Below are 21,233 nucleotides of genomic sequence, written 5' to 3' on the forward strand. Positions count from 1 at the left end.
GTTCGACAGCCCGACGATCGACGGCGACACCGCCTCGACGCCGGTGAGCCGATAGTTGGTGATGCCGATGTAGATCGTCCAGACGGCCGGGAAGACCAGGAACGCGCCGATCAGCAGCAGCGCGGGCGCCACGAAGCCGAGCGCCCGGCCGACGCCGAGGCCCGCGACATCGCGCGCGGGTCCTCGGCGGCCGGCCGATCCACGTCCCGGTGCCGGTTCGGCGGGTACGGGTGGTGCGGAGGCAGCCGTCATCAGTTGCTGGAGACCTTGTCCTTGCCCCCGGCCGCCGTTTCGACCGCCTTCTGGTACGCCGCCGCGGCGTCGTCGACGCTCTTACCGCCGACCACGTCCGCGGTCGCCTGCTGCAGTGCCGCCGAGACCTTCGGGTACTCCGCCTGGCCCGGACGGTACTGCGTCAGCGGCAGCACCTTCTCGGCAACGAAGCTCAGCATCGGGTCGCTCTTCAGCACCTCGGCGTTGACGTCGGTGCGCTGGGTGATCTTGGCTGCACCGTCCAGCGATGCCTTCACCATCTCGGCGGAGTTCATGAACTGCAGGAACTCCCAGGCCTGCTGCGGGAACTTGGTGTTCGGGTTGATCACGGTCGCACCGCCGCCGGACATCGAGACGAAGTCCTGGCCCTTCACGCCCTTGCCCGGCTCACGCGCCGGGATCATCGCCCAGCCCACCGCGGTGTCCCGGTCGGCCATCTTCGCGACGCCTTCCTTGGGCTCCACGACGCTGCGCCAGAAGTAGTCGCTCTCGAGCAGGATGCCGATCTTGTTGGCGGAGAACTCGGCGAACGACTTGTCCCGGCCCTTCGCCTCCCGCTGCAGCACCGGGTCACCGAGGCCGGTCGAGTAGATCTGGTGGTAGAAGTCCAGCACCTCGCGCAACTGCGGGGTGTTGCCCAGCCACTTGCCGTCGGAGTTCACGGTCGCGCCGGTGCCGACCAGCAGCGGCAGCACGCCCTGCATCGTGGTCGCTTCGCCCATCGCGGTGCCCGCGTTGATCTGGATCGGCGTCACGCCGGGGAGCTTCTTCAGCGCCTGGCCGGCGGAGATGACGTCGGCCCAGGACTTCGGCTGCCAGTCGGCGGGCAGTCCGGCCTGCTGGAACAGCTTCTTGTTGAAGTACAGCACGCGGCCGTCGGTTCCGCCCGGGACGCCGTACCGCTTGCCGTTGTAGCTGCCGAGCGCCTGGACGGACTCAGGGATCTGCTGCCAGCCGTCCCAGCCGTCGACCTTGGCGGCGTCGCCGACGGTGTCGGTGAGCGGCTTGATGTAGTTGGCCTGGGCGAACTCGCCGACCCAGATGCCGTCGATCTGGAACAGGTCCGGGCCGGCCTTGTTCGACAGGTCGAGCGACAGCTTCTGCTTGTAGACCTCGTCGTCGGAGCCGTCGCCCTGGAACTTGACCGTGACGTCGACGCCCTTGCCCTTCTGCTCGGCGACGAACTTCGGGATCAGCACGTCGGAGATGAAGGTCGCGCCGGCGCTGCTCTTGCCGCCCTTGACCGAGTTCGAGCCGAAGGTCAGCTCGACCTTCTTGGCGTCGGCGTTCCGGTTCGCGTCCTGGTCGCCGGTGCCCGAATCGGACGAGCCGAGGCATCCGGTGAGCAGGGCGAGGGCCGCGGCGCCGAGTACGCCGGCGGTGGTCAACCGCGAGAGTGATCGCATCTGGGCTCCTTGCAAAAGTGGTCCGGCGACAGTGCCGGTCAAACAGTGACACTGTCGGGCGACTATGTGAAGACTTTTACCAGACCTGATGGCGAACGTTGTCAGGTGCTGGCAGCAACCAACTGTGCGGCTTGTCAAGTCCGGATCCGCCGGGACGAGTTGCAGAAGAGTTAAAGGATGCTCAAGGTTCCGTGGCAACAGGTGATTGACTAGATACAGAACGTGATGACGCGAGCTACTGTCTTGCCGTTCGGTTCACGCGGATCGGAGGTGAGAAACGTGAGTCTGCTCCACGGCGTCGTGTGCCTTGTCCACGACCTGCTGGGTCACTGCTATTGCTGGTGGTGAGCCCCGCGCGGCTGACCTTCCGGTTCCCGCGGTGACGACGCCGGGCTCCCGCTGACGCGCAAGCAGCGGGGAACCCGGATCCTCATCCCCGAGCATCGCGTGACCTTGTGAAGGCGCCGGACGACGACAAGGAGAGAAACGGCCGGCCCCGACAGTTCGTCGGGGCCGGCCGTCTTCTCGTTGGTCAGCTGGTACGGCGTCCTTCCTAGCTCTGGGCCAGTTGCATCATCTGTTTCGGGAGCTCGGTCATCTGCGCCGGGATCGGCACCTGTGGCCTGAGCAGCGTCAGCAGGCTGGCCGCCGCGCCGGCGATCGGCAGGGGCAGCGCCAGCCCCAGTGACGCGAGCAGCGCGTTCACGAGTGCGAGCACCGCGCCCAGGATGTCCAGGCTTGGCACCGGGAGTCCGCTCCACGCCTGGATCGGCGTACCCGTGGCGCTCATCGCTCCGGTCGGTTGTGCCTGCTTGGCCTTCCCCTTGCCCAGCAGGGATGTCAGGGCGAGCCCACTGGCGGCGTTCACGAACGTGCCGGTGTCCTCGTCGTAGCTCCACTTCTGCCCGGCGCCGTCACGGCACGGCAGGACGAGCAGTGGTGCGGACGCCGGAACCTTGGCCAGGTCCGCACCGCTGTCCAGGCAGGCGCCGGTGGTGGCAAGGGCGCCACCGACGCTCTTGCTCATCGCAACCTGCAGCTGGCCGGACTCGGTGTAGATCCACTCCTGGGTCTTGCCTTCCTTGCCCGGCGCGCACGCCATCATGACCGCCATCGGGACCTTGTCGGCCGTGACGAACGTGAGGCAGTAGCGCGTGTCGGACCGGGTGGCGATCTGTTGGGCCACGCCGACCGAGACGCCTGGCTTCGAATCACTGGGTGCCGGATTCGCGGCCTGTGCCGGGATGGCGGTGGCGATTCCCACGCTGAGCGCGAGGACCACGACGCCGGTGCGGCTGAACAGCTTTCGGATGATCAAGACAACCTCCAGAGGTCGTGCCATCTCGTGGCGTCAGGTCGTCGGGACCCCGTGGCGTGAGCCGGTCCGCCGGCAGTGACTCAGCGCGACGTTGACGCCACAACAAGTAAGGCACAGGTGTGACCGCGGAGGTTACGAAGATTTCCCGAAAGTTGATGCCAATGGCAACTAACTGCCAGCGTGGCATGGTTGCGCAAGGCATCTACATGAGGCTGCGGTCTCGCCGTTCTGGTGCTGTGAGGCAACCGAGATCCTACGGCAATCAGCCGTGATCGGGCGAGACCTGTGCGGCAGAAGATGCTCGAGGCAACAGAGTTTTCAATGCGGCTGCTTGCTGTCCCTGGGGTCCGGTGCGAGCTCCTGCTCGGTTGCCAAGCGGTCGTCCGCGGGGACGTCCGGCGCGCTCTCGAGGCTGGGCCGCCTCTCCGCGGAAGAGTCACCCTCCGTGATCTCGCCACCGACCGTGTCACCGGACGTAGCCGCGCCGCCGGACGCCGCCCGGGCGCGGAGCTCCCGCATCTCTTTCCGCCGGCGCCAGCCGCGGCCGAGGCCCTTCTTCATCAGCCACAGCCCGGCGATCAACGCCGCTCCGGCCAGTGCGCCGAGGAAGAACACCGTCGCCACCGAGACGCCGAAGTCGACACCGAACACCTCCATCGTGGTGGAGGAGCCGGAGGACACCGAGACACCGAGGCCGAACAGCACGGCCAGAACAATCAGAACCACTCCGAGGACGACCATGACACGCTGCCTCTCTGTCCGGAACGTTGCCGGACCTTCAGGCCTCACTACTCAATAATGCGGTGAGCAACGCCACCGCGCCGCTCTTGTCGAGTGGGTTGTTCTGGTTCCCACACTTGGGCGACTGTACGCACGACGGGCATCCATCGGTGCATTCACAGTGTGCAATCGCCTCCCGTGTCGCGGTCAACCACTCGCGCGCAGCGGCGTACCCGTGTTCGGCGAAGCCCGCTCCGCCCGGGTGACCGTCGTACACGAAGACGGTGAGTCGGCCGGTGTCGGCATGCCGGGCGGTGGAGACGCCGCCGATGTCCCACCGGTCGCAGGTGGCGAACAGCGGGAGCAGGCCGATCGACGCGTGCTCGGCGGCGTGTGCAGCGCCCGGTACATCGTCCAGTCCGAGTGCCTCGACACCCGCGTCGGGCATCGTCCACCACACTGCTTTGGTCCGCAGGGTGCGCGCCGGCAGGTCGAGCGGCTGCTCGTCGAGTACGTCGCCGGTCGCGATCAGCTTGCGCTGGTACGAGACCACCTGGCTCGTCACCTGCACCCAGCCGCGCGACAACTCCGCCGTACCCCAGGTGCACGTCTCCTCGGCGGCAAGGATGCTGATCTCGGTCACGTCTCGGGCGAACGTCGTGTAGTCGGGTGATGCCTGCTCGACGACGGCGGCGTGCTCCTCAAGGTCCAGCGAGCGCACCAGGTACGACTCGCCCGCGTGCACGTACACGGCGCCCTCGTGCACCGATGCGTGCGCCGAACCGCCGTCGACCGTCCCGAGCAGCCGACCGGTCCGGTGCTCGACGATCTGCACCGTCTTGCCGCCGGCCGAACGGATGTCGATGGCGTCGACAGCACGCTCGCGCCGCGTCCAGAACCACCCATGCGGACGCTCGCGCAACGCACCCTGCCGGACGAGTTGCGCGATCACCTGCTCGGTCGAAGCGCCGAAGATCTCGAAGTCCGCGGGTGTCAGCGGCAGCTCCTGCGCCGCTGCGCACAGCTGCGGCCCGAGGACGTACGGGTTCTCCGGGTTGAACACGGTCGCCTCGACCGGGCGGCCGAAGATCGCGTGCGGATGGCGGACCAGGTACGTGTCCAGCGGGTCGTCGCGCGCGATCAGTACCGCGACCGCGTCACCGCCGGCCCGCCCTGCCCGACCGGCCTGCTGCCACAGTGACGCGCGGGTGCCGGGCCAGCCCGACAGCAGTACGGCGTCGAGCCCAGCGATGTCGATGCCCAGCTCCAGCGCGTTCGTCGCCGCGACGCCGGTCAGGTCACCGCTCTGCAGCATTCCCTCGAGTCGCCGGCGCTCCTCCGGCAGGTAGCCCGCCCGGTACGCGGACACCTGGTCCATGAGTGACGGATCGACCTCCGCCAGGTTCTCCCGGGCTGTCATCGCCACGGTCTCGGCGCCGCGCCGCGAGCGGACGAAGGCGACCGTACGGACGCCTGAGACGACCAGATCGGTCAGCAGGTCCGCTGCCTCGGCTGTGGCGGACCGTCGTACCGGGGCGCCGTTCTCGCCGTGCAGAGCTGTCAGCGGCGGCTCCCACAGCCCAAATGCGATGCCGCCGCGCGGAGAGCCGTCGTCGACCACCTCCACCATCGGCAGCCCGGTCAAACGCTGACCGGACAGCGCGGGCTCAGCCACGGTCGCCGAGGCGCAAACGAAGACCGGATTGGCGCCGTACTGCGCGCACACCCGACGCAGTCGCCGTAGTACGCCGGCCACATGCGCACCGAAGACCCCGCGGTAGTGGTGGCACTCGTCGACGACGACGTACTGCAGGCAGCCGAGGAAGCGCGCCCAGCGCTGGTGGTTCGGCAGCACCGACCGGTGCAGCATGTCGGGGTTGCTCAGCACGTAGGTCGCGTGATCGCGCGCCCAGTCGCGCTCTGTCCGCTCCGAGTCGCCGTCCAGCGCCGTCGGCCGCAGCCCAGGCACCGTGTACGACGAGACCGCCCGGAGCTGATCGTGCGCGAGCGCCTTCGTCGGGGACAGGTACAGCACCGAGGCGGTCCGCCGATGCGGCGACGCGGCCTGCGCGATGCTCAGCGTCGCGAAAGCGGGCAGCAGGTACCCGAGCGACTTGCCAGAGGCCGTCCCGGTCGCGACCACGACATGCTTGCCCGCGTACGCCGCCTCGGCCGTGGCGACCTGATGCGTCCACGGCGCTGTGATGCCGGCGTCCCGCAGCTGGTCGAGCACGTCGGGCGGAACCCAGCGCGGCCAGTCGCACGTCCGCCCCGGGCGCGGCGGCACCGACTCGACATGCGTCAACCGGTCGTCGCGACCGGCGGCCAGGCGCTTCAGGACCGCGGCTGCCTCACCACCTGCACGCATACCGCGACTGTAGTGGCCGGTACGACAACAACTCGCCAGTGGTGCACCAGAGTGGTAGAGCAGGGTGTAGAGCAGAGTTGTGGCCGCAGAAATGCACCTGCCGATGCACGCGCCACTTTCCGGACTGGAATCGACTTCGGTGTGCCGAGATGAAAGAGTTTTCGGCAACGGGCCCTCTCACGGTCCGTACATGGTTGAATGCAGCAGTTCACGGGAATCGGAGGCCGAAGTGGATCTGTCGCTGACCGCGCGCGCCGAGGGCGGGCGAACCGTCATCGAGGTGGCGGGGGAGATCGACGTCTACACCGCACCGAAGCTCCGCGAGAAGATCGCCGCACTCGTCGACGAGGGGAAGTACCACCTGGTCGTCGATCTGGAACGGGTGGAGTTCCTGGACTCCACCGGTCTCGGTGTTCTCGTCGGCGGGCTGAAACGGGTGCGGACCCACGACGGCTCCCTGTCCCTGGTGTGCACCCAGGAGCGGCTGCTGAAGATCTTCCGGATCACCGGCCTGACCAAGGTCTTCGACATCCACCCCGACGTCGAATCGGCGATCTGACGACGCCTCGCGCGGCCGGCACGGAAGGCAACGACCAAGCGAAAAGGTGCCCGCGGAACTACGGCCGGTGACGATTTCGTCCGGGATCGGGCGGGGGACTTGCCGGGCCGCCCCGGTATGGCGTAGACCACCCTGTCGTCAGGTCTGGTCAGCGACCCGTTAGAGTAACCCACCGCGCCAGACACCTGGCGCTATGTCGTATTTCCCCAACCCTTCGGTTGCGGCAGACGGGGGCCGTTGAAGCCTGTATGGGTTGCCTACAAGGAGGACGGATGTCCGCGCTGCTTGCTCCACAAGCGGTGGATCTTTCGTCGAGCAACACCACACTGGTGATCGTTGTCGGGGTGATCGCGCTTCTCGCGGTCGTCATCGCGATGGTCTTCCGGGGCCAGGTGCTTGCCGCGAATGATGGCACCGAGAACATGAAGACGATCGCCGCGGCGGTTCAGGAAGGCGCATCGGCGTACCTGAACCGGCAGTTCCGGACACTGTCGATCTTCGCTGTGGTCGCGTTTCTGTTGCTGTTCCTGCTGCCGGCGCACACCGACGGTGGCAACGAGACCACGCTGAAGATCTTCCGGTCGGTGTTCTTCCTGGTCGGCGCGGGCTTCTCCGCGGCGATCGGCTACCTGGGCATGTGGCTCGCGACGCGCGCCAACGTCCGGGTCGCCGCGGCCGCCCGGTCGGAGGGCCGGGACCCGGCGATGCGGGTCGCGTTCCGCACCGGCGGCACCGTCGGCATGGCGACCGTGGGCCTCGGCCTGTTCGGCGCCGCGCTGGTCGTGCTGCTGTTCAAGGGTGACGCCCCGACGGTGCTCGAGGGCTTCGGCTTCGGCGCCGCGATGCTGGCGATGTTCATGCGAGTCGGCGGCGGTATCTTCACCAAGGCCGCCGACGTCGGCGCCGACCTGGTCGGCAAGGTCGAGCAGAACATCCCCGAGGACGACCCACGGAACGCCGCGACGATCGCCGACAACGTCGGTGACAACGTCGGTGACTGCGCCGGTATGGCGGCCGACCTGTTCGAGTCGTACGCCGTGATGCTGGTCGCCTCGCTGATCCTCGGCAAGGCCGCCTTCGGCGAGCAGGGCCTGATCTTCCCGCTGATCGTGCCGGCCATCGGTGCGATCACCGCCGTCATCGGCGTCTTCCTGACCCGCCCGCGGACCGGTGAGAACGGTCTGCGCACGATCAACCGCGCGTTCTACATCTCCGCGGTGGTCTCCGGCATCCTCTGTGCGGTGGCGGCCTTCGTCTACCTGCCGTCGAGTTTCGCCGACCTGAGCGGCGCGGCCGGTACGCCGATCGCCGAGACCGACGGCGACCCGCGGCTGATCGCGACCCTGTCGGTCGTCATCGGCATCGTGCTGGCGGCCGTCATCCTGGCCCTCACCGGCTACTTCACCGGGACCGAGGACAAGCCGGTCAAGGACGTCGGCAAGTCGTCGCTGACCGGTGCCGCGACCGTGATCCTGTCCGGTATCTCGGTCGGCTTCGAGTCCGCCGTCTACACCGCCGTGGTGATCGCGGCGGCCGTGTACGGCGCCTTCCTGGTCGGCGGCTCCGGTGTGGTCGCGCTGTTTGCGATCGCGCTGGCCGGTTGTGGTCTGCTCACCACCGTCGGCGTCATCGTCGCGATGGACACCTTCGGCCCGGTCTCCGACAACGCGCAGGGCATCGCCGAGATGTCCGGTGACGTGGACGGCGAAGCGGCCCAGATCCTCACCGAGCTGGACGCCGTCGGCAACACCACCAAGGCGATCACCAAGGGCATCGCGATCGCGACCGCGGTACTGGCCGCGACCGCGCTGTTCGGCTCCTACACCGACGCGATCCGGTCCTCGCTGGCCGACAACTACGCCAAGTTCGAGGCCGACGCCCTGGTGTTCAACCCGGGCACGCTGGTCGGTCTGATCCTCGGTGCCGCGGTCGTGTTCATGTTCTCGGGTCTGGCCATCAACGCCGTCGGCCGCGCCGCCGGTGCGGTCGTCTACGAGGTGCGTCGGCAGTTCCGCGACATCGCCGGGATCATGGAGGGCACCGCCCGTCCGGAGTACGGCAAGGTGGTGGACATCTGCACCCGCGACTCGCTGCGGGAGCTGGCCACCCCGGGTCTGCTCGCGATCACCGCGCCGATCGCGGTCGGCTTCGGTCTCGGCGCCGCGGCGCTGGCCGGCTACCTGGCCGGTGCGATCGGCGCCGGCACGCTGATGGCGGTCTTCCTGGCCAACTCCGGTGGTGCCTGGGACAACGCCAAGAAGCTGGTCGAGGACGGCAACCACGGTGGCAAGGGCTCGCCCGCGCACGAGGCCACCGTCATCGGTGACACCGTCGGTGACCCGTTCAAGGACACCGCCGGTCCGGCCATCAACCCGCTGATCAAGGTGATGAACCTGGTCTCGGTGCTGATCGCCCCGGCCGTGGTCGGGATGTCGGCGATCGGCGACGACACCAACACCCCGCTGCGGATCATCATCGCGGTGGTGGCCGTGCTGATCCTGGCCGCCGCCGTGGTCGTCTCCAAGCGCCGTGAGTCGGTGATCGCCGACACCCCGGCCGAGGTGAACGCCGCCGCCTGATTCGCGGTACCTTGCGCAACGGCCCGCCGGTCTTCCGGCGGGCCGTTGCCATGTCCACGGGTAGCCGCTGTTCCGAACACTGGGCCACGCGCCGTCCCGCTGGACCCCGGACGGGCGGCTCTTCTACTGTCGTGGTGTGAGACGTGCCCGGGTGCTCGCCCTGCTGCTCCTGGTTGTGGCCGGCGCATTCGGCGCCCTGCAACCGGCGAACGCGGCCGCCCCGCCACCCGACCTCGCCTACTTGAACGCGGCCCACCAGTACAACCTCACGATCAGCGAGGCCGCGCGGGGCGCGACCACCAGGGGCAAGACCGCCTGCGTCCGCCAGGTCGCCGCGGCACTCGTCCGTGACCACGACAAGCTCTCCGCGCAGGAGGCCGATGTGGCCACGCGGCTCAACCTCAAGCTGCCGAGCACGCCGTCGGAGGCGCAGCGCAAGCAGCTCGACGCGCTCGCGGCCAAGTCCGGAACGGCGTACGACGCCTCCTGGCTGGCCTTGCAGCGTCAGCTCCACCAGCAGTACCTGGCGCTGGTCTCCGGGGAGCTGCCGATCAGCGCGTCGCCGGCGGTCGAGTCGCTCGCGAGCGGCGCGAAGCCGGTTCTCGAGATGCATCAGCGCGCCGTGTCGGGTACCACGTGCAAGCCGGAGCCCGCCAAGCCTCCGGTCGTACCGACCGGTGAGGGCGGCCAGCAAGCAGCCGAGGAGCAGACCCGCGCCCGGGTCGCACTCGGCCTGATCGCTCTCGGGGCGCTGCTCCTCCTGGTCGGCAAGTCGATCCCGGTCCGGCGCCGGCTGCTCGGCATCGGCTCGCTCGCGGTCGGTCTGGTCATCCTGTTCGGTGGTCAGCCCGACAACGCGGGCAAGGTCCCCGAAGCCGGGTCGGGTGCCGCTCGCGAGGCCGCCGTACCGCCGGTGAAGGTGAAGATGCCCGGTGTTCTGGAGGCGTCGGTGCGGGCGGTCGGGACCGCGGGCGACGGTCAGCTGCAGGTCCCGAAGTCGGCCGCCGACGTCGGATGGTGGGCCGCGGGCGCGGCGCCGGGTGCCAAGGGCGGCACGGTACTGCTCGCGGGACATGTGGACACCACCCGTGGCCGTGGGGTGTTCGCGCCGCTGGCCGACGTACCGGTCGGTACCAGGGTCGGCGTGACCAGTGGGGACGGCGAGGAACACTGGTACCGCATCGTGGCGCGCCGTACGTACCATCAGGCCGCGCTGCCCGCCGACCTCTTCCACGGCGCCGCGAAGCCGCGGCTCGCGCTGGTGACCTGCACCGGGTCGTACGACCACAAGACCCACCGCTACAGCGAGAACCTGGTGCTGTACGGCGTCCCGCTCGACTGAGATTGCGGTAGTCACTGCCAACTTCGATCGACCGAAGTACGCCCGCCGTCGACTTTCGGCTGATGTGCGCCCCTACCCCGATGGGGGATCGTCGGGGTTGTGGTCAGGGGATCAACCGATAGCAGCCGCCACGCGGCGGCGGCAGAATCAACCCACGGGTGGACACACCGGATCCGCCCGGGGTCCGATGCCCCGCACCCCGCGGGCATCGATACTGATCTCATTACCACCCATCCGCCCGACTGGGGACGAATTCACGCCATCTGACGAGGAGCACGGCGATGATCGAGGCACAAGGCCTCACCAAGCGATACGGCACGACAGTTGCCGTTGACAACCTGTCTTTCGAGGTGAAACCGGGCAAGGTGACCGGCTTCCTCGGCCCGAACGGCGCCGGCAAGTCCACCACCATGCGGATGATCCTCGGTCTCGACACCCCGACGTCCGGCCAGGTCACGATCGACGGACAGCGGTACCGCGACCTGCACCGCCCGCTGACCAAGGTCGGCGCGCTGCTGGACGCCAAGTGGGTCCACCCGAACCGTTCCGCGCGCGCCCATCTGCAGTGGATGGCCGCGTCCAACAAGTTGCCGAAGTCATCGGTCGACAAGGCGCTCGAGATGGTCGGACTGAGCTCTGTCGCGAACAAGCGGGCCGGCGCCTACTCACTCGGTATGTCGCAGCGGCTCGGGATCGCCGGTGCGCTGCTCGGCGACCCGGAGGTGCTGCTGTTCGACGAGCCGGTCAACGGCCTCGACCCCGAGGGCATCGTCTGGATCCGGACCTTCATGCACCGGCTCGCCGACGAAGGCCGCACGGTGCTGGTCTCCAGCCACCTGCTGTCCGAGATGGCGCTGACCGCCGAGGAACTGATCGTCATCGGCCGCGGCAAGCTGATCGCGCAGAGCAGCACGCAGGAGTTCGTCGACCGCGCGAGCGGTACGACGGTCAAGGTGCGGACGCCGCAGCTCGACCAGTTCGCCGCCGTACTCAACGAGCAGCAGCTGCAGACTCGCGTCGAGGACGTCGAGGACCAGGGCAAGGTGCTGTTCGTCGAAGGTGACCTGACCACCGACCAGATCGGTGAGGCGGCCGCCGCACACGGCATCGTGCTGCACGAGCTGACGCTGCAGCGCGGCTCGCTGGAGCAGGCGTTCATGCAGATGACCGGAGACTCGGTCGAGTACCACGCGCACGACGAGATCGCCGGAGTGACCTCGCTCGACGCACCTGGGGCCGCCGAGGTGGCCGCGGGCCCGAAGGAGGACAACTGACATGTCGGTGATCACTGTCGAGCGCATCAAGCTCTTCTCCACCCGCTCGCCGTGGTGGTGCATGGTGATCGCGGCGGTCCTGACCGTCGGGTTCGCCGCGCTGACGACCGGCTTCCTGAAGGGCGCCGACGAGCAGCAGGCGACGATCTTCATCACTCAGCCGGGCGCGCAGCTCAGCCAGATGGTGATGATGGTGATGGCCGCGCTGGCCGTCACCACCGAGTACCGGTTCGGCACCATCCGGACCAGCTTCCAGGCCGTTCCGCAGCGGGCCGCGCTGCTGCTCGGCAAGACCGCGGTGGTCGCGTTCCTGTCCGGCATCGTCGGCCTGGTCGCGTCCTTCGGCGCCTGGGGCGTCGGCAGCCTGTTCGCGAGCAACGCGGACCTGGCGATCGACACCGGTGCCGAGTGGCGGCTGCTGGCCGGCCAGGGCCTGGTGTTCGCGATCTCCGCGGTGTTCGCGGTGGCGGTCGGGATCCTGATCCGGCAGAGCGCCGGCGCGATCGCGATCCTGATCCTCTGGCCGCTGCTGGTCGAGAACCTGGTGATGCTGATCCCCAAGGTCGGCGACGACCTGAACCGGTGGGCGCCGTTCGTGAACGGCAGCTCGTTCCTGAACCAGGGCCAGGATCCCGGCATCGCGGGTCCGGAGGCGGCCGGGACGAACTTCGCCCTGAGCCCGTGGTGGGCACTGGCCTACTTCGCGGCCTGGGGTGTGGGGCTGCTGGTCATCGCCCTGGTGTCGGCGAGCAAGCGCGACGCCTGAGCAGTTTCCGAGTCCACCCCGGTCCAGAGGTTGAGGGGCCGTCTTGACCGGGGCAGGGGCCCGGCCGGGCTGAGGGGTCCCGGCCGCGACGGCCCGTGGTACATCCGGTGTCCGGATGGACCGCGGGCCGTTTCCCGTTCTCCGCGGGCGGCTGCCTCGGTGCAGGGGTGGCCGATCGTCCGGCAACCGTCTACCGTGCCGCGCATGACCGACTGGGCGCAGGTGCGCGACACGGATTTCGCGGTCCCCGAAGGACGGCCGCTGGGCGAGTTGGTGGCGGAGCTGTCCGGGATGCTGCGCTCGCCGGATCCGGTCGTCCGCGACCGGCACGCCTACTCCGTGCTCGCCACCTGGATCCGGCGCGGGCTGCTGTCCGCGGACGAACTCCGCGCCCTCGGCGACGCGATGTTGCGCCGGTTCGACGACCCGGAGATCCAGGCGCGGACCTTCGCGCCGCTGATCCTCGACGCGATCGTGACGGTCGGCGTGTTCGAGCCGGCCTGGGTGCCGCCGTTCGAGCGCTGGTACGTCGCTGAGGACGACCTGCGCGGGTACGACGAGAAGCTCGGCTGGCTGCACGCGGTGGCCCACGGCGCTGACCTGCTCGGAACGCTCGGGCTGCACGCCGCGGTCGAGCCGGTGCAGATGCTCCGCCTCGGGATCGGGCGGTTGCTGACGCCCACGCCGTACGTGCTGCGGGACATGGAGGACGACCGGCTCGGGTACGCACTGGCGGCGACGCTGACCCGCGCGGACCTGACCGACGCCGACGCGACCGAGTGGCTGGACCCGGCGATCCGGCAGTTCGCGAACCCGCCGGCCGAGGGCATCACACCCGAGGTCACGAACACGATCCGTACGCTGCGAGTGCTGTACGTGCTGGCAGATCACGGACTGCGGGTCGCGAGTGCGACCAACCTCACATCGATCCCGCAGCGCGAGCTGGTCAAGGCCAAGCTTACGGACGTGTTCCGGCTGGTCACGCCGTACTACCTCTAGCGCGCCACGCCGTACTCCCGCCGCGGCGCGCAGACAAGCTGCCACCGGGCGATCGCGCATCCGACTTTCGTCGGCTCTTGCCCTGAAATCTCCCCGAGAGACGGCATGTCACGTTCCGGGGCGCACTACAGGTGGATTCCGGTGGCAACAGCACCCCTGTGCATGACAATGTCTGGTGCTGGCATGCCGTGGCCCCCTCCCATGGTGGTGCCAACGCCACTACCGAAGTAGTGCCAACACCATCAGATCTGGTCCTCCGGCGAGATTAACTTTTCAGGCAGGAAGCCGTTCGGGGGCGCAGTGGAGAGAGGGCGCGGAGAAGTCATGGTTGCGACATACCTGAAGCGTTGGGTCGGCAGCCGGATCCTCAACAGGACCACTCGTAAAGGTGGTCTCGATCTGTCGAAGATGCGGATGTTCCCGAACTCGGTCTCGATGCCGCTGCGCCGGCACGGGGTGGATCCGGTACCGGAGCTGGCCGACGTCCGGGAGACCGAGCCGGTGCACAAACTGGCGCACCTGTTCGGGCTGAACATCTGGGTGGTCAGCGGGCACGCCGAAGCCAAATTCGTGCTGTCCAACGAGGACGACTACAGCCACGACATCCGGCCGCTGGTCGGCTCCGACCCGAACAACCCGGCCGAGGGGATCGGCGGGCTCGGGTTCACCGACCCGCCGGACCACACCCGGCTGCGCAAGCTGCTCACGCCGGAGTTCACCAAGCGCAAACTGTCCCGGCTGGAGCCGGCGATCGAGAAGATCGTCAACGACCAGCTGGACCAGATGGAGGCCAAGGGCCCGGTCGCCGACATCGTGTCGGACTTCGCCTTCAACGTGCCGTTCCTGCTGATCGCGGACCTGCTCGGAGTCGAGGAGCAGGACCGCGACCGGTTCCGGGCGCTCGGACCGGCCCGGTTCGACATGTCCGGCGGCGGGATCGGGCTGTTCGGATCGGCGAGCGAGTCGCGGGAGTTTCTGTTCGAGATCGTCCGCAAGCAGCGCCTGAACGCGGGCCCCGGCCTGATCGGCTCGATCATCCGCGACAAGGGCGACGAGATCGACGACGTGGAGCTCGGCGGGCTCGCGGACGGCGTCTTCCTCGGCGGGTACGAGACCTCGGCCAGCATGCTTGCGCTCGGCACGCTGGTGCTGCTGCGCGACCCGGACAACTTCGAGCGGATCCGGACCGAGCCCGGTGCGGTCGACGGGATCGTCGAAGAGCTGCTGCGGTACCTGACCGTCGTCCAGGTCGCGTTCCCGCGGTTCGCGCGGCACGATCACGAGCTGTTCGGGCAGCAGATCAAGAAGGGCGACCTGGTCGCGGTGTCGCTGTCCGGCGCGGACCGGGACAAGGGCGTCTTCGGGTCGGACGCCGAGGACTTCTACCCCCGCCGTACGGTGTCGGCCGCGCACCTGGCGTTCGGGCACGGAATGCACCGCTGCGTCGGTGCCGAACTCGCCCGGATGGAGCTCCGCGCCGCGTTCACCGCGCTCGCACACCGCTTCCCGGACCTGGCGCTCGCCGTCCCCGAGGAGCAGCTCCGCTTCCGCGACTTCTCCCTCGTGTACGGCGTCGAGTCGCTCCCCGTCCAACTCCACCCCGCCGCCTCCGAACAAGCCGCCGGCTGACAGCGTCCAGTCCGGTGTGACCACACACGCCGAATACGTCGCCGGACTTCCCCGCAAACGCCTGGCCGCCGGGGTGCTCTTCCGCACCCGGGACGCCCGCGTCCTCCTGGTCGAACCGTCGTACAAACCGAACTGGGAGATCCCCGGCGGCGTCGTCGAGGCCGACGAGTCCCCCTGGGACGCGGCTGCGCGTGAACTCCGCGAGGAACTCGGCACCGACCGCCCGGTCGGCCGCCTCCTCGTCGTCGACCACGTACAACCCTCCAACGGCCGCCCGGACGCGATGGTCTTCGTCTTCGACGGCGGGCTGCTGACCGACGCGGACGCCGCCGGGTTCGTGTTCCCGGACGGCGAGATCCTCTCGGCCGGCCTCTACACCCTCGAGCAGGCTCGGAGGCTCAGCACGGAGATGCTCGCCAGTCGGTTGCGGGCCGCCACCGAGGCAGTTCACGAGGACGCTGTCGCCCTCTGCGAGCACGGCACGCGGGTCGGTTAGATTCCGAAAATCGGTACGCGGCGTGTGGTTGGGGTGGCACTAAGTGGCCGTTGGCCGGATCGGGTCGTGACAGGAGGTGGGGTCCGTGGTCACAATGGGCGGTCCGGCCCGAGGTGCGGGTGACGGATCAGGGAAGGGCCGTCGGCGGGTATGGGCAAGGGCGAGAGGGCGGCGAGTGACGCGCTGACCGCACGGATCGCCGCTGCCATGACCGCGGCCCAGTCCGGCGGGCATGCCGCCGCGGCGGCCGAGATCGAGGCGATCCGGGCCGAGCTGGGCGGCGTACCGAGCCACCCGGCGGCGGCCGCGGAGTACGTCCGGGGGGTGGCGGCCCACCACGCCAGTGACGCGGACGAGGCGCTCCGAGCCGTCGACGCCTGCGTCGAGATCGCCCGCGCGATCGACGAGCCGGGGTGGGAAGCAAACGCTTTACCCATTCGCATCATCAACCTCGCCCGCAGCGGCCGCGGTGGTGACACCGCCAACGATCTGGTCGCCGCCGAAGCCGCGCTCAGCCGTACGACGGACCGCGGGTTGATCGCCTGGGCGCACACCGGCCTCGGCTACGCGTACGACGTACTGCGGCTGTACGAACTCTGCATCCCGCACTACGAGCTCGCGACCGGGATCGACGCCGACGCGATCGAGCTCGCCGAGTCCCCGGCGATCGACCGGCTGAACCTCGCCGAGACGTACCTGCGCTGGGCGCACGAACTCGAGCGGCTCGGCGATCCCTTGTACACAAAGGAGATCGAAGACCGGCTGGCGTCTGCCGCGTACTGGGCCCGCGAGGCCGAACGCGTCGTCGTCGACGACGAGACCCAGGAGTTCTGGCGACTCAGCGCCCGGCTCTGGCTGGCCGCGGCCGTGATCGCGGCCGACCCGGACCGGGCGGTCGCCGATCTGACCGAGATCCGCGACGAGATCAGCAAACTGGGCGAGACCGAGCGGCTCGCGCTCGCCGGTGCCTACCTGGCGCGCGCCTTCCGGGCGCAGGGCAAGCCCGAAGAGGCCAAGGCGGCCGCGGATCGGGCGGCCGCGGACCTGATTCCGTTGGCCGATCCATCGACCCATCTGCTCGTGCTGCAGACCCGTTCGGAGATCGAGGCGGACGGCGGTACGCCGGGCGCGGTGGCCGGACTGGCGTACGCGCGATCCGTCGCGCGGGGCTGGTGGAAGGAGCGGCAGCGCGCGCTCAACGCCGTACGGCACGCGCTGGCCGCCCATGATCTGTCGGCCCGGCACGACGCCGAGTGGCATGCCGCACGGCAGGATCCGCTGACCGAGGTGGGCAACCGGCGCGCGCTGGACGAGCGGCTGACCGCGGACCGGGACTCGGGGCGTGCGGTGACGCTGCTGGCCATCGACGTGGACGATCTGAAGGTCGTCAACGACACGTTCGGGCACGCCCGTGGCGACGAATTGCTGCAGGTTGTGGCAAATCTGCTGGTAGAACAGGCCCGAGCGACCGACGCCGTGATTCGATCGGGTGGCGACGAGTTCATCGTGGTGCTCGACCAGCCGGACGCCAAGGGCGGTGCCCAGCTGGCCGAGCGGATCCGGTCCGCCGTCGAGGCGATCGCCGCGACGACGGGCAAACCGTGGCTGCGGCGGCTCGGGTTGAGCATCGGGTACGCCGCGACGGCCGAAGGGATCGCTGTGGAACAGTTGATCGCCCGGGCCGACCAGCGACTGTACGCGGAGAAGCGTCGCCGGACGTGACGAAGGGCGGGGGAGGTGCGGTGCCGGAGACTTCGGGGGTGACGTCGCGGATCGCGGCGGCGATGACGCGGGCGCAGTCCGGCAGTCCGGCCGAGGCGGCGCTCGAACTGAACGCGCTGCTCGCCGAGCTCGGTCCGGAGCCCAGCCACGAGCGGGCGGCCGCGGAGTACGTGCGGGCCGTCGCCGCCCACCACGCCACCGACGCGGTCGAGGCGCTGGACGCCGTCGACGCCTGTATCCGAGTCGCGCGCGCGATCGACGAGCCGGGCTGGGAAGCGAACGCGATCGCGCTGCGGATCGTCACGCTGATCCGCACCGGCGAGGGCGGCGATTCGGTCGCCGACCTGGTCGCCGCGGAGAATGCGCTGTCGCGGACCAGGGACCTCGGGCTGGCCGGCTGGGCGCACACCGGCCTCGGTTACGCCTACGACCTGCTCCGGCTGTACGAGCTGTGCATCCCGCACTTCGAGCAGGCCGCGGACGGCGACCACGACCCGCTCGGGCTGCCCGAGGCGCCGGCGATCAACCGGTTGAACCTGGCCGAGTCCAATCTGCGCTGGGCCCACGAGCTCGAGCGGCTCGGCGACACGTCGTACGCCGGGGAGATCGCCGCCCGCCGCCGTGAGGCGCACCGCTGGGCCGCCGAGGCGGTCGAGGTGATCCTCGCCGCCGACCTGCTCGGGTACTGGCCGATGGCCGCGCGGATGTGGCTCGCGGCGAGCGATGACGGCGCGGACCCGGCCGAGGCGGCGGTGGTGCTGAAGGACTGCCGGGACCAGCTGGCCAAGCTCGGCGATCTGGAGCTCGCTTCGATCGCCGGTGCCCATCTGGCCCGGGCGTACCTCGCTTCGGGCCGTCTGACGGAGGCCATGGACGCTGCGGACCGCGCCGCGAGCGACCTGCCGCTGACGTCCGATCCGCCGGTCGAGGCGCTGATCCGGCACACGGCGGTTCAGATTGTCGCGGAGTCCGGCGACACGGGCGCGGCGACCGGGCTGCAGTACGCGCGGGCGATCAGCCGCGGGTGGTGGGCGGAGCGGTTGCGCGGGCTGTACGCCGTACGCAGCGCGCTGGCCAGCCACGAGCTCTCGATCCGCCACGACGCCGAATGGCGTGCGGCCCGCGAGGACCCGCTGACCGGCGTGGGGAACCGGCGCGCGCTCGACGAGCGGATGGCGGCGGCGGCGGACTCCGGCCGCTCCGTCGGCGTGGTCGCGATCGACGTGGACAACCTCAAGGTGATCAACGACAGCTACGGCCACGCCAGCGGCGACGACGTGCTGCGGCGGGTCGGAAAGCTGCTGACCGAGCAGTGCCGCGCCGAGGACGTGGTGGCGCGCGCGGGCGGTGACGAGTTCGTCGTCGTACTCGACAATCCGGACGAGCGCGGCGCGCGGGAGATGGTCGAGCGGATCAAACTCGCGGCCGACCGCACGGCGGCGCGCGCCGAGGAGCCGTGGCTCGCGATGCTGCGGCTGAGCGTGGGGCAGGCGAGCAGTACGGACGGTACGCCGGTGAGTGAGTTGCTGAGCGCGGCGGATCGGCGGATGTACGACGACAAGCGGCGGCGCCGTCAGTAGTCCAGGAATCCCTCGACGAGCAGGTTGCGGATCTTGGGGAGGTAGTCGGACAGGATCTCGACCACCGGGCGATCCATCAGGTCGGCCAGCGCGGCGAGGATCTGGCCGGTGCTCAGGTCGCCGTCGCAGGCGCCGACGAAACCGGCCAGCACGGTGTCGACCTGCTCGGCCCTGCGCAGCCCACGCTGTCGGCGGAGCACGATCGTGGCCGGATCCTCCGCACCCGGTTGTCCCGTGGTCTCCTGAACGACATCGTCAGCGACACGGAGATGCAGGCCGTTGAGGTCGTTCGGCAGGGTCTCGACGCGCTCGAAGCGTTGCAGGACATGTGGTCCGATCGGGCGCTCGATCTCGTACGGCCAGGGTTCGGCGTGCAGCGATCCTTCGACGTTGTGCAGCGTGATCCAGCCCATGCCGATCGCCTCGACGTCGTGATCCTCCAGGTAGCGCATCCATTCGTCGTACCGGGTCGGGTACTGCGGGGTGCCGTGCAGACCGGCGTCGCGCAGCCAGAGTTCGACGTACTCGGATGGGTCGAGGCGCTCGCGTTCGACCGCCCACGCGGACCGGTCGCCCGTCCAGCCGGCGAGGCGGTCCTCCCACTGCTCGCCGCGGACGCAGGTCCAGTTGGCCAGCAACTGGCACCAGCCGCCGTCGGTCAGGTGGGTTGGCGCCTGACGGACGAGCTGCTCGACCACGGCGTCGCCGGTGAACCCGGTCTCGCGGTACGTGAGGTCGCCGCCGGGTGGTGAGATCACGTACGGCGGGTTGCTGACGATCAGGTCGTACCGCTCACCGGCGACGGGCTCGTACAAACTGCCGTCGCGGACGTCGAGATCGACGTGATTGAGCGCTGCCGTCGCCCGGGCCAGCTGGAGTGCGCGGGGATTGACGTCGGTGGCTGTGAGTTGGTTGAACCGGCCTGCGAGGTGCAGCGACTGGACGCCGCAGCCGGTGCCGATGTCGAGTGCCCGCTCGCCTTTGATCGGCACGGTCAGCTGGATCAGGCTCAAACTGGCCGGTGCGATCCCCAGCACGTAATCCGAGCGCATCACCTCCCTGCGCCCGTCGAGCCCCGGCGTGAGATCCGCGACCACCCACCACTCCCGCCCGTCCGCCCCGAACGGCCGCACGTCGACCGCCGCCTGTACCTCACCTCCACTCCTGACAACGATGCCCGGGGCAACCAGATCAATGCCCGGAAACGCCTTGTGTACATCGTTTTCCGGGACGGATCGCTGCAGCAGGAACAGCCGGATCATCGTGTCGAGCGCATCCCCCGAGGCAGTCCGCCGTACCGCCGGCGCCGTCTCGTTCCGCCCCAGCGCAGCATTCGCCTGATCCCCGAGCCGAGCAGCCACCCCGTCCACGGTGTACCCCGCCACCCCGAACGCCGCCCGCAACCCCTCCACCACAGTCCCCGAGAACTCCACCATCCCCCCATCCTCCCACCCCACCAACCCGCACCCGCCCAAGCCGAGGACTGGTGGGCATGGACAGGTGCTGGTGGGTGTGGGCAGGTGCTGGTGGGTGTGGGCAGGTGCTGGTGGGTGTGGACAGGGGCCGGTGGGTGTGGACAGGTGCTGGTGGGTGTGGACAGGGGCCGGTGGGTGTCGACAGGTGCTAGTGGGTGTGGACAGGTTATTTCCTGTTCAGACCCACCGCGGGTTGTCTGCGCTCCCCGTTGGTGGTCACCCGCGTGCAGTCCAAGGGGGGCGGTCCAGGGGTTGCCCATTGAGGTGGAGGGTTGCCCATTGAGGTGGAGGGTTGCCCGTTGAAATTTTGAGTGGGCAACCCTCCAGCTGAGGGGTTGTCCACTCAACTGGAGGGTTGTGCCGGGGGAGTTGTGGCGGGTGAGTGCCTGGGTGCAGGGCTGTTGGCTACCGGGGCGTTGGACACCTACTGGTGGGTGTGGACAGGGGCCAGTGGGTGTGGACAGGTTATTTCCTGTTTACGCCCACCGTGGGTTGTCTGCGCTCCCCGTTGGTGGTCACGCGCGCGCAGTTCAAGCGGGAGCCCGGGGTTGCCCGCGGAGGTGGAGGGCTGCCCGTTGGACTGCTGAGTCGGAACCCTCCATCTCGGTGAGCTACCGGGGCGTTGGACACCTACGGGCCTTACCCCCGGTTCGTGGACACGGGTGGTCGATTACGCCGCTGACGGGAGGGTAGCGGGGTAGAGGGTTTCGTAGGTGTTCGGGGAGTG

At 69.2% G+C, this 21,233-nt stretch carries 15 protein-coding genes and 1 pseudogene; 10 read left to right on the forward strand and 6 right to left on the reverse strand.

Going from position 1 to position 21,233, the window contains the following annotated elements; all coding sequences use genetic code 11:
- The 5 genes and pseudogenes from AB0B82_RS33110 to AB0B82_RS33130 all read right to left on the reverse strand — a co-directional run.
- Positions 1-252, reverse strand: a pseudogene (locus AB0B82_RS33110) (hypothetical protein); the annotation flags it as partial.
- On the reverse strand, positions 252-1,679 hold the full coding sequence (locus AB0B82_RS33115) for an extracellular solute-binding protein (protein WP_360177714.1): 1,428 nt from the start codon (positions 1,677-1,679) through the stop codon (positions 252-254). The gene AB0B82_RS33115 and the pseudogene AB0B82_RS33110, both read right to left, overlap by 1 nt.
- A gap of 553 nt (positions 1,680-2,232) precedes the next feature.
- A complete protein-coding gene (locus AB0B82_RS33120; RefSeq protein ID WP_360177717.1) occupies positions 2,233-2,997 on the reverse strand; it encodes a hypothetical protein in 765 nt (254 codons plus the stop codon).
- A 318-nt stretch (positions 2,998-3,315) separates the two neighbouring features.
- Positions 3,316-3,738: a hypothetical protein gene (locus tag AB0B82_RS33125; protein ID WP_360177720.1), complete on the reverse strand. Its 423-nt coding sequence runs from the start codon at positions 3,736-3,738 to the stop codon at positions 3,316-3,318.
- A gap of 37 nt (positions 3,739-3,775) precedes the next feature.
- Positions 3,776-6,085: a DEAD/DEAH box helicase gene (locus AB0B82_RS33130; protein ID WP_360177723.1), complete on the reverse strand. Its 2,310-nt coding sequence runs from the start codon at positions 6,083-6,085 to the stop codon at positions 3,776-3,778.
- A 229-nt stretch (positions 6,086-6,314) separates the two neighbouring features.
- Between AB0B82_RS33130 and AB0B82_RS33135 the strand changes: the two genes are divergently transcribed.
- From AB0B82_RS33135 to AB0B82_RS33180, 10 genes are all read left to right on the forward strand, one after another.
- Positions 6,315-6,644 (forward strand): STAS domain-containing protein, encoded by a 330-nt coding sequence (locus AB0B82_RS33135; RefSeq protein WP_360177726.1) that lies wholly within the window; start codon positions 6,315-6,317, stop codon positions 6,642-6,644.
- A 272-nt stretch (positions 6,645-6,916) separates the two neighbouring features.
- Positions 6,917-9,223 (forward strand): sodium-translocating pyrophosphatase, encoded by a 2,307-nt coding sequence (locus AB0B82_RS33140; protein WP_360177729.1) that lies wholly within the window; start codon positions 6,917-6,919, stop codon positions 9,221-9,223.
- Between the two features lie 136 nt (positions 9,224-9,359).
- Positions 9,360-10,565, forward strand: coding sequence for a DUF4142 domain-containing protein (locus AB0B82_RS33145; protein WP_360177732.1), 1,206 nt, complete (start codon positions 9,360-9,362; stop codon positions 10,563-10,565).
- A 281-nt stretch (positions 10,566-10,846) separates the two neighbouring features.
- Complete coding sequence (locus AB0B82_RS33150; RefSeq protein ID WP_360177735.1) at positions 10,847-11,839, forward strand: ABC transporter ATP-binding protein; 993 nt, start codon at positions 10,847-10,849, stop codon at positions 11,837-11,839.
- Position 11,840: 1 nt separating this feature from the next.
- Positions 11,841-12,605 (forward strand): hypothetical protein, encoded by a 765-nt coding sequence (locus AB0B82_RS33155; protein ID WP_360177738.1) that lies wholly within the window; start codon positions 11,841-11,843, stop codon positions 12,603-12,605.
- 204 nt (positions 12,606-12,809) lie between these two features.
- Positions 12,810-13,604 (forward strand): DUF2785 domain-containing protein, encoded by a 795-nt coding sequence (locus AB0B82_RS33160; protein ID WP_360177741.1) that lies wholly within the window; start codon positions 12,810-12,812, stop codon positions 13,602-13,604.
- A 324-nt stretch (positions 13,605-13,928) separates the two neighbouring features.
- On the forward strand, positions 13,929-15,233 hold the full coding sequence (locus AB0B82_RS33165) for a cytochrome P450 (protein WP_360177744.1): 1,305 nt from the start codon (positions 13,929-13,931) through the stop codon (positions 15,231-15,233).
- Between the two features lie 16 nt (positions 15,234-15,249).
- Complete coding sequence (locus AB0B82_RS33170; RefSeq protein WP_360177747.1) at positions 15,250-15,729, forward strand: NUDIX hydrolase; 480 nt, start codon at positions 15,250-15,252, stop codon at positions 15,727-15,729.
- 150 nt (positions 15,730-15,879) lie between these two features.
- Positions 15,880-17,451, forward strand: a complete 1,572-nt coding sequence (locus AB0B82_RS33175; protein WP_360177750.1) for a GGDEF domain-containing protein — start codon at positions 15,880-15,882, stop codon at positions 17,449-17,451.
- 20 nt (positions 17,452-17,471) lie between these two features.
- A complete protein-coding gene (locus AB0B82_RS33180; protein ID WP_360177753.1) occupies positions 17,472-19,031 on the forward strand; it encodes a GGDEF domain-containing protein in 1,560 nt (519 codons plus the stop codon).
- On the opposite strand, the gene AB0B82_RS33185 is transcribed toward AB0B82_RS33180, so the two are convergent.
- On the reverse strand, positions 19,025-20,467 hold the full coding sequence (locus tag AB0B82_RS33185) for a class I SAM-dependent methyltransferase (RefSeq protein WP_360177756.1): 1,443 nt from the start codon (positions 20,465-20,467) through the stop codon (positions 19,025-19,027). The genes AB0B82_RS33180 and AB0B82_RS33185 overlap by 7 nt on opposite strands.
- Positions 20,468-21,233 lie beyond the last annotated feature (766 nt).

This window comes from Kribbella sp. NPDC048915 (genome assembly GCF_040649595.1).
Taxonomy (GTDB): domain Bacteria; phylum Actinomycetota; class Actinomycetes; order Propionibacteriales; family Kribbellaceae; genus Kribbella.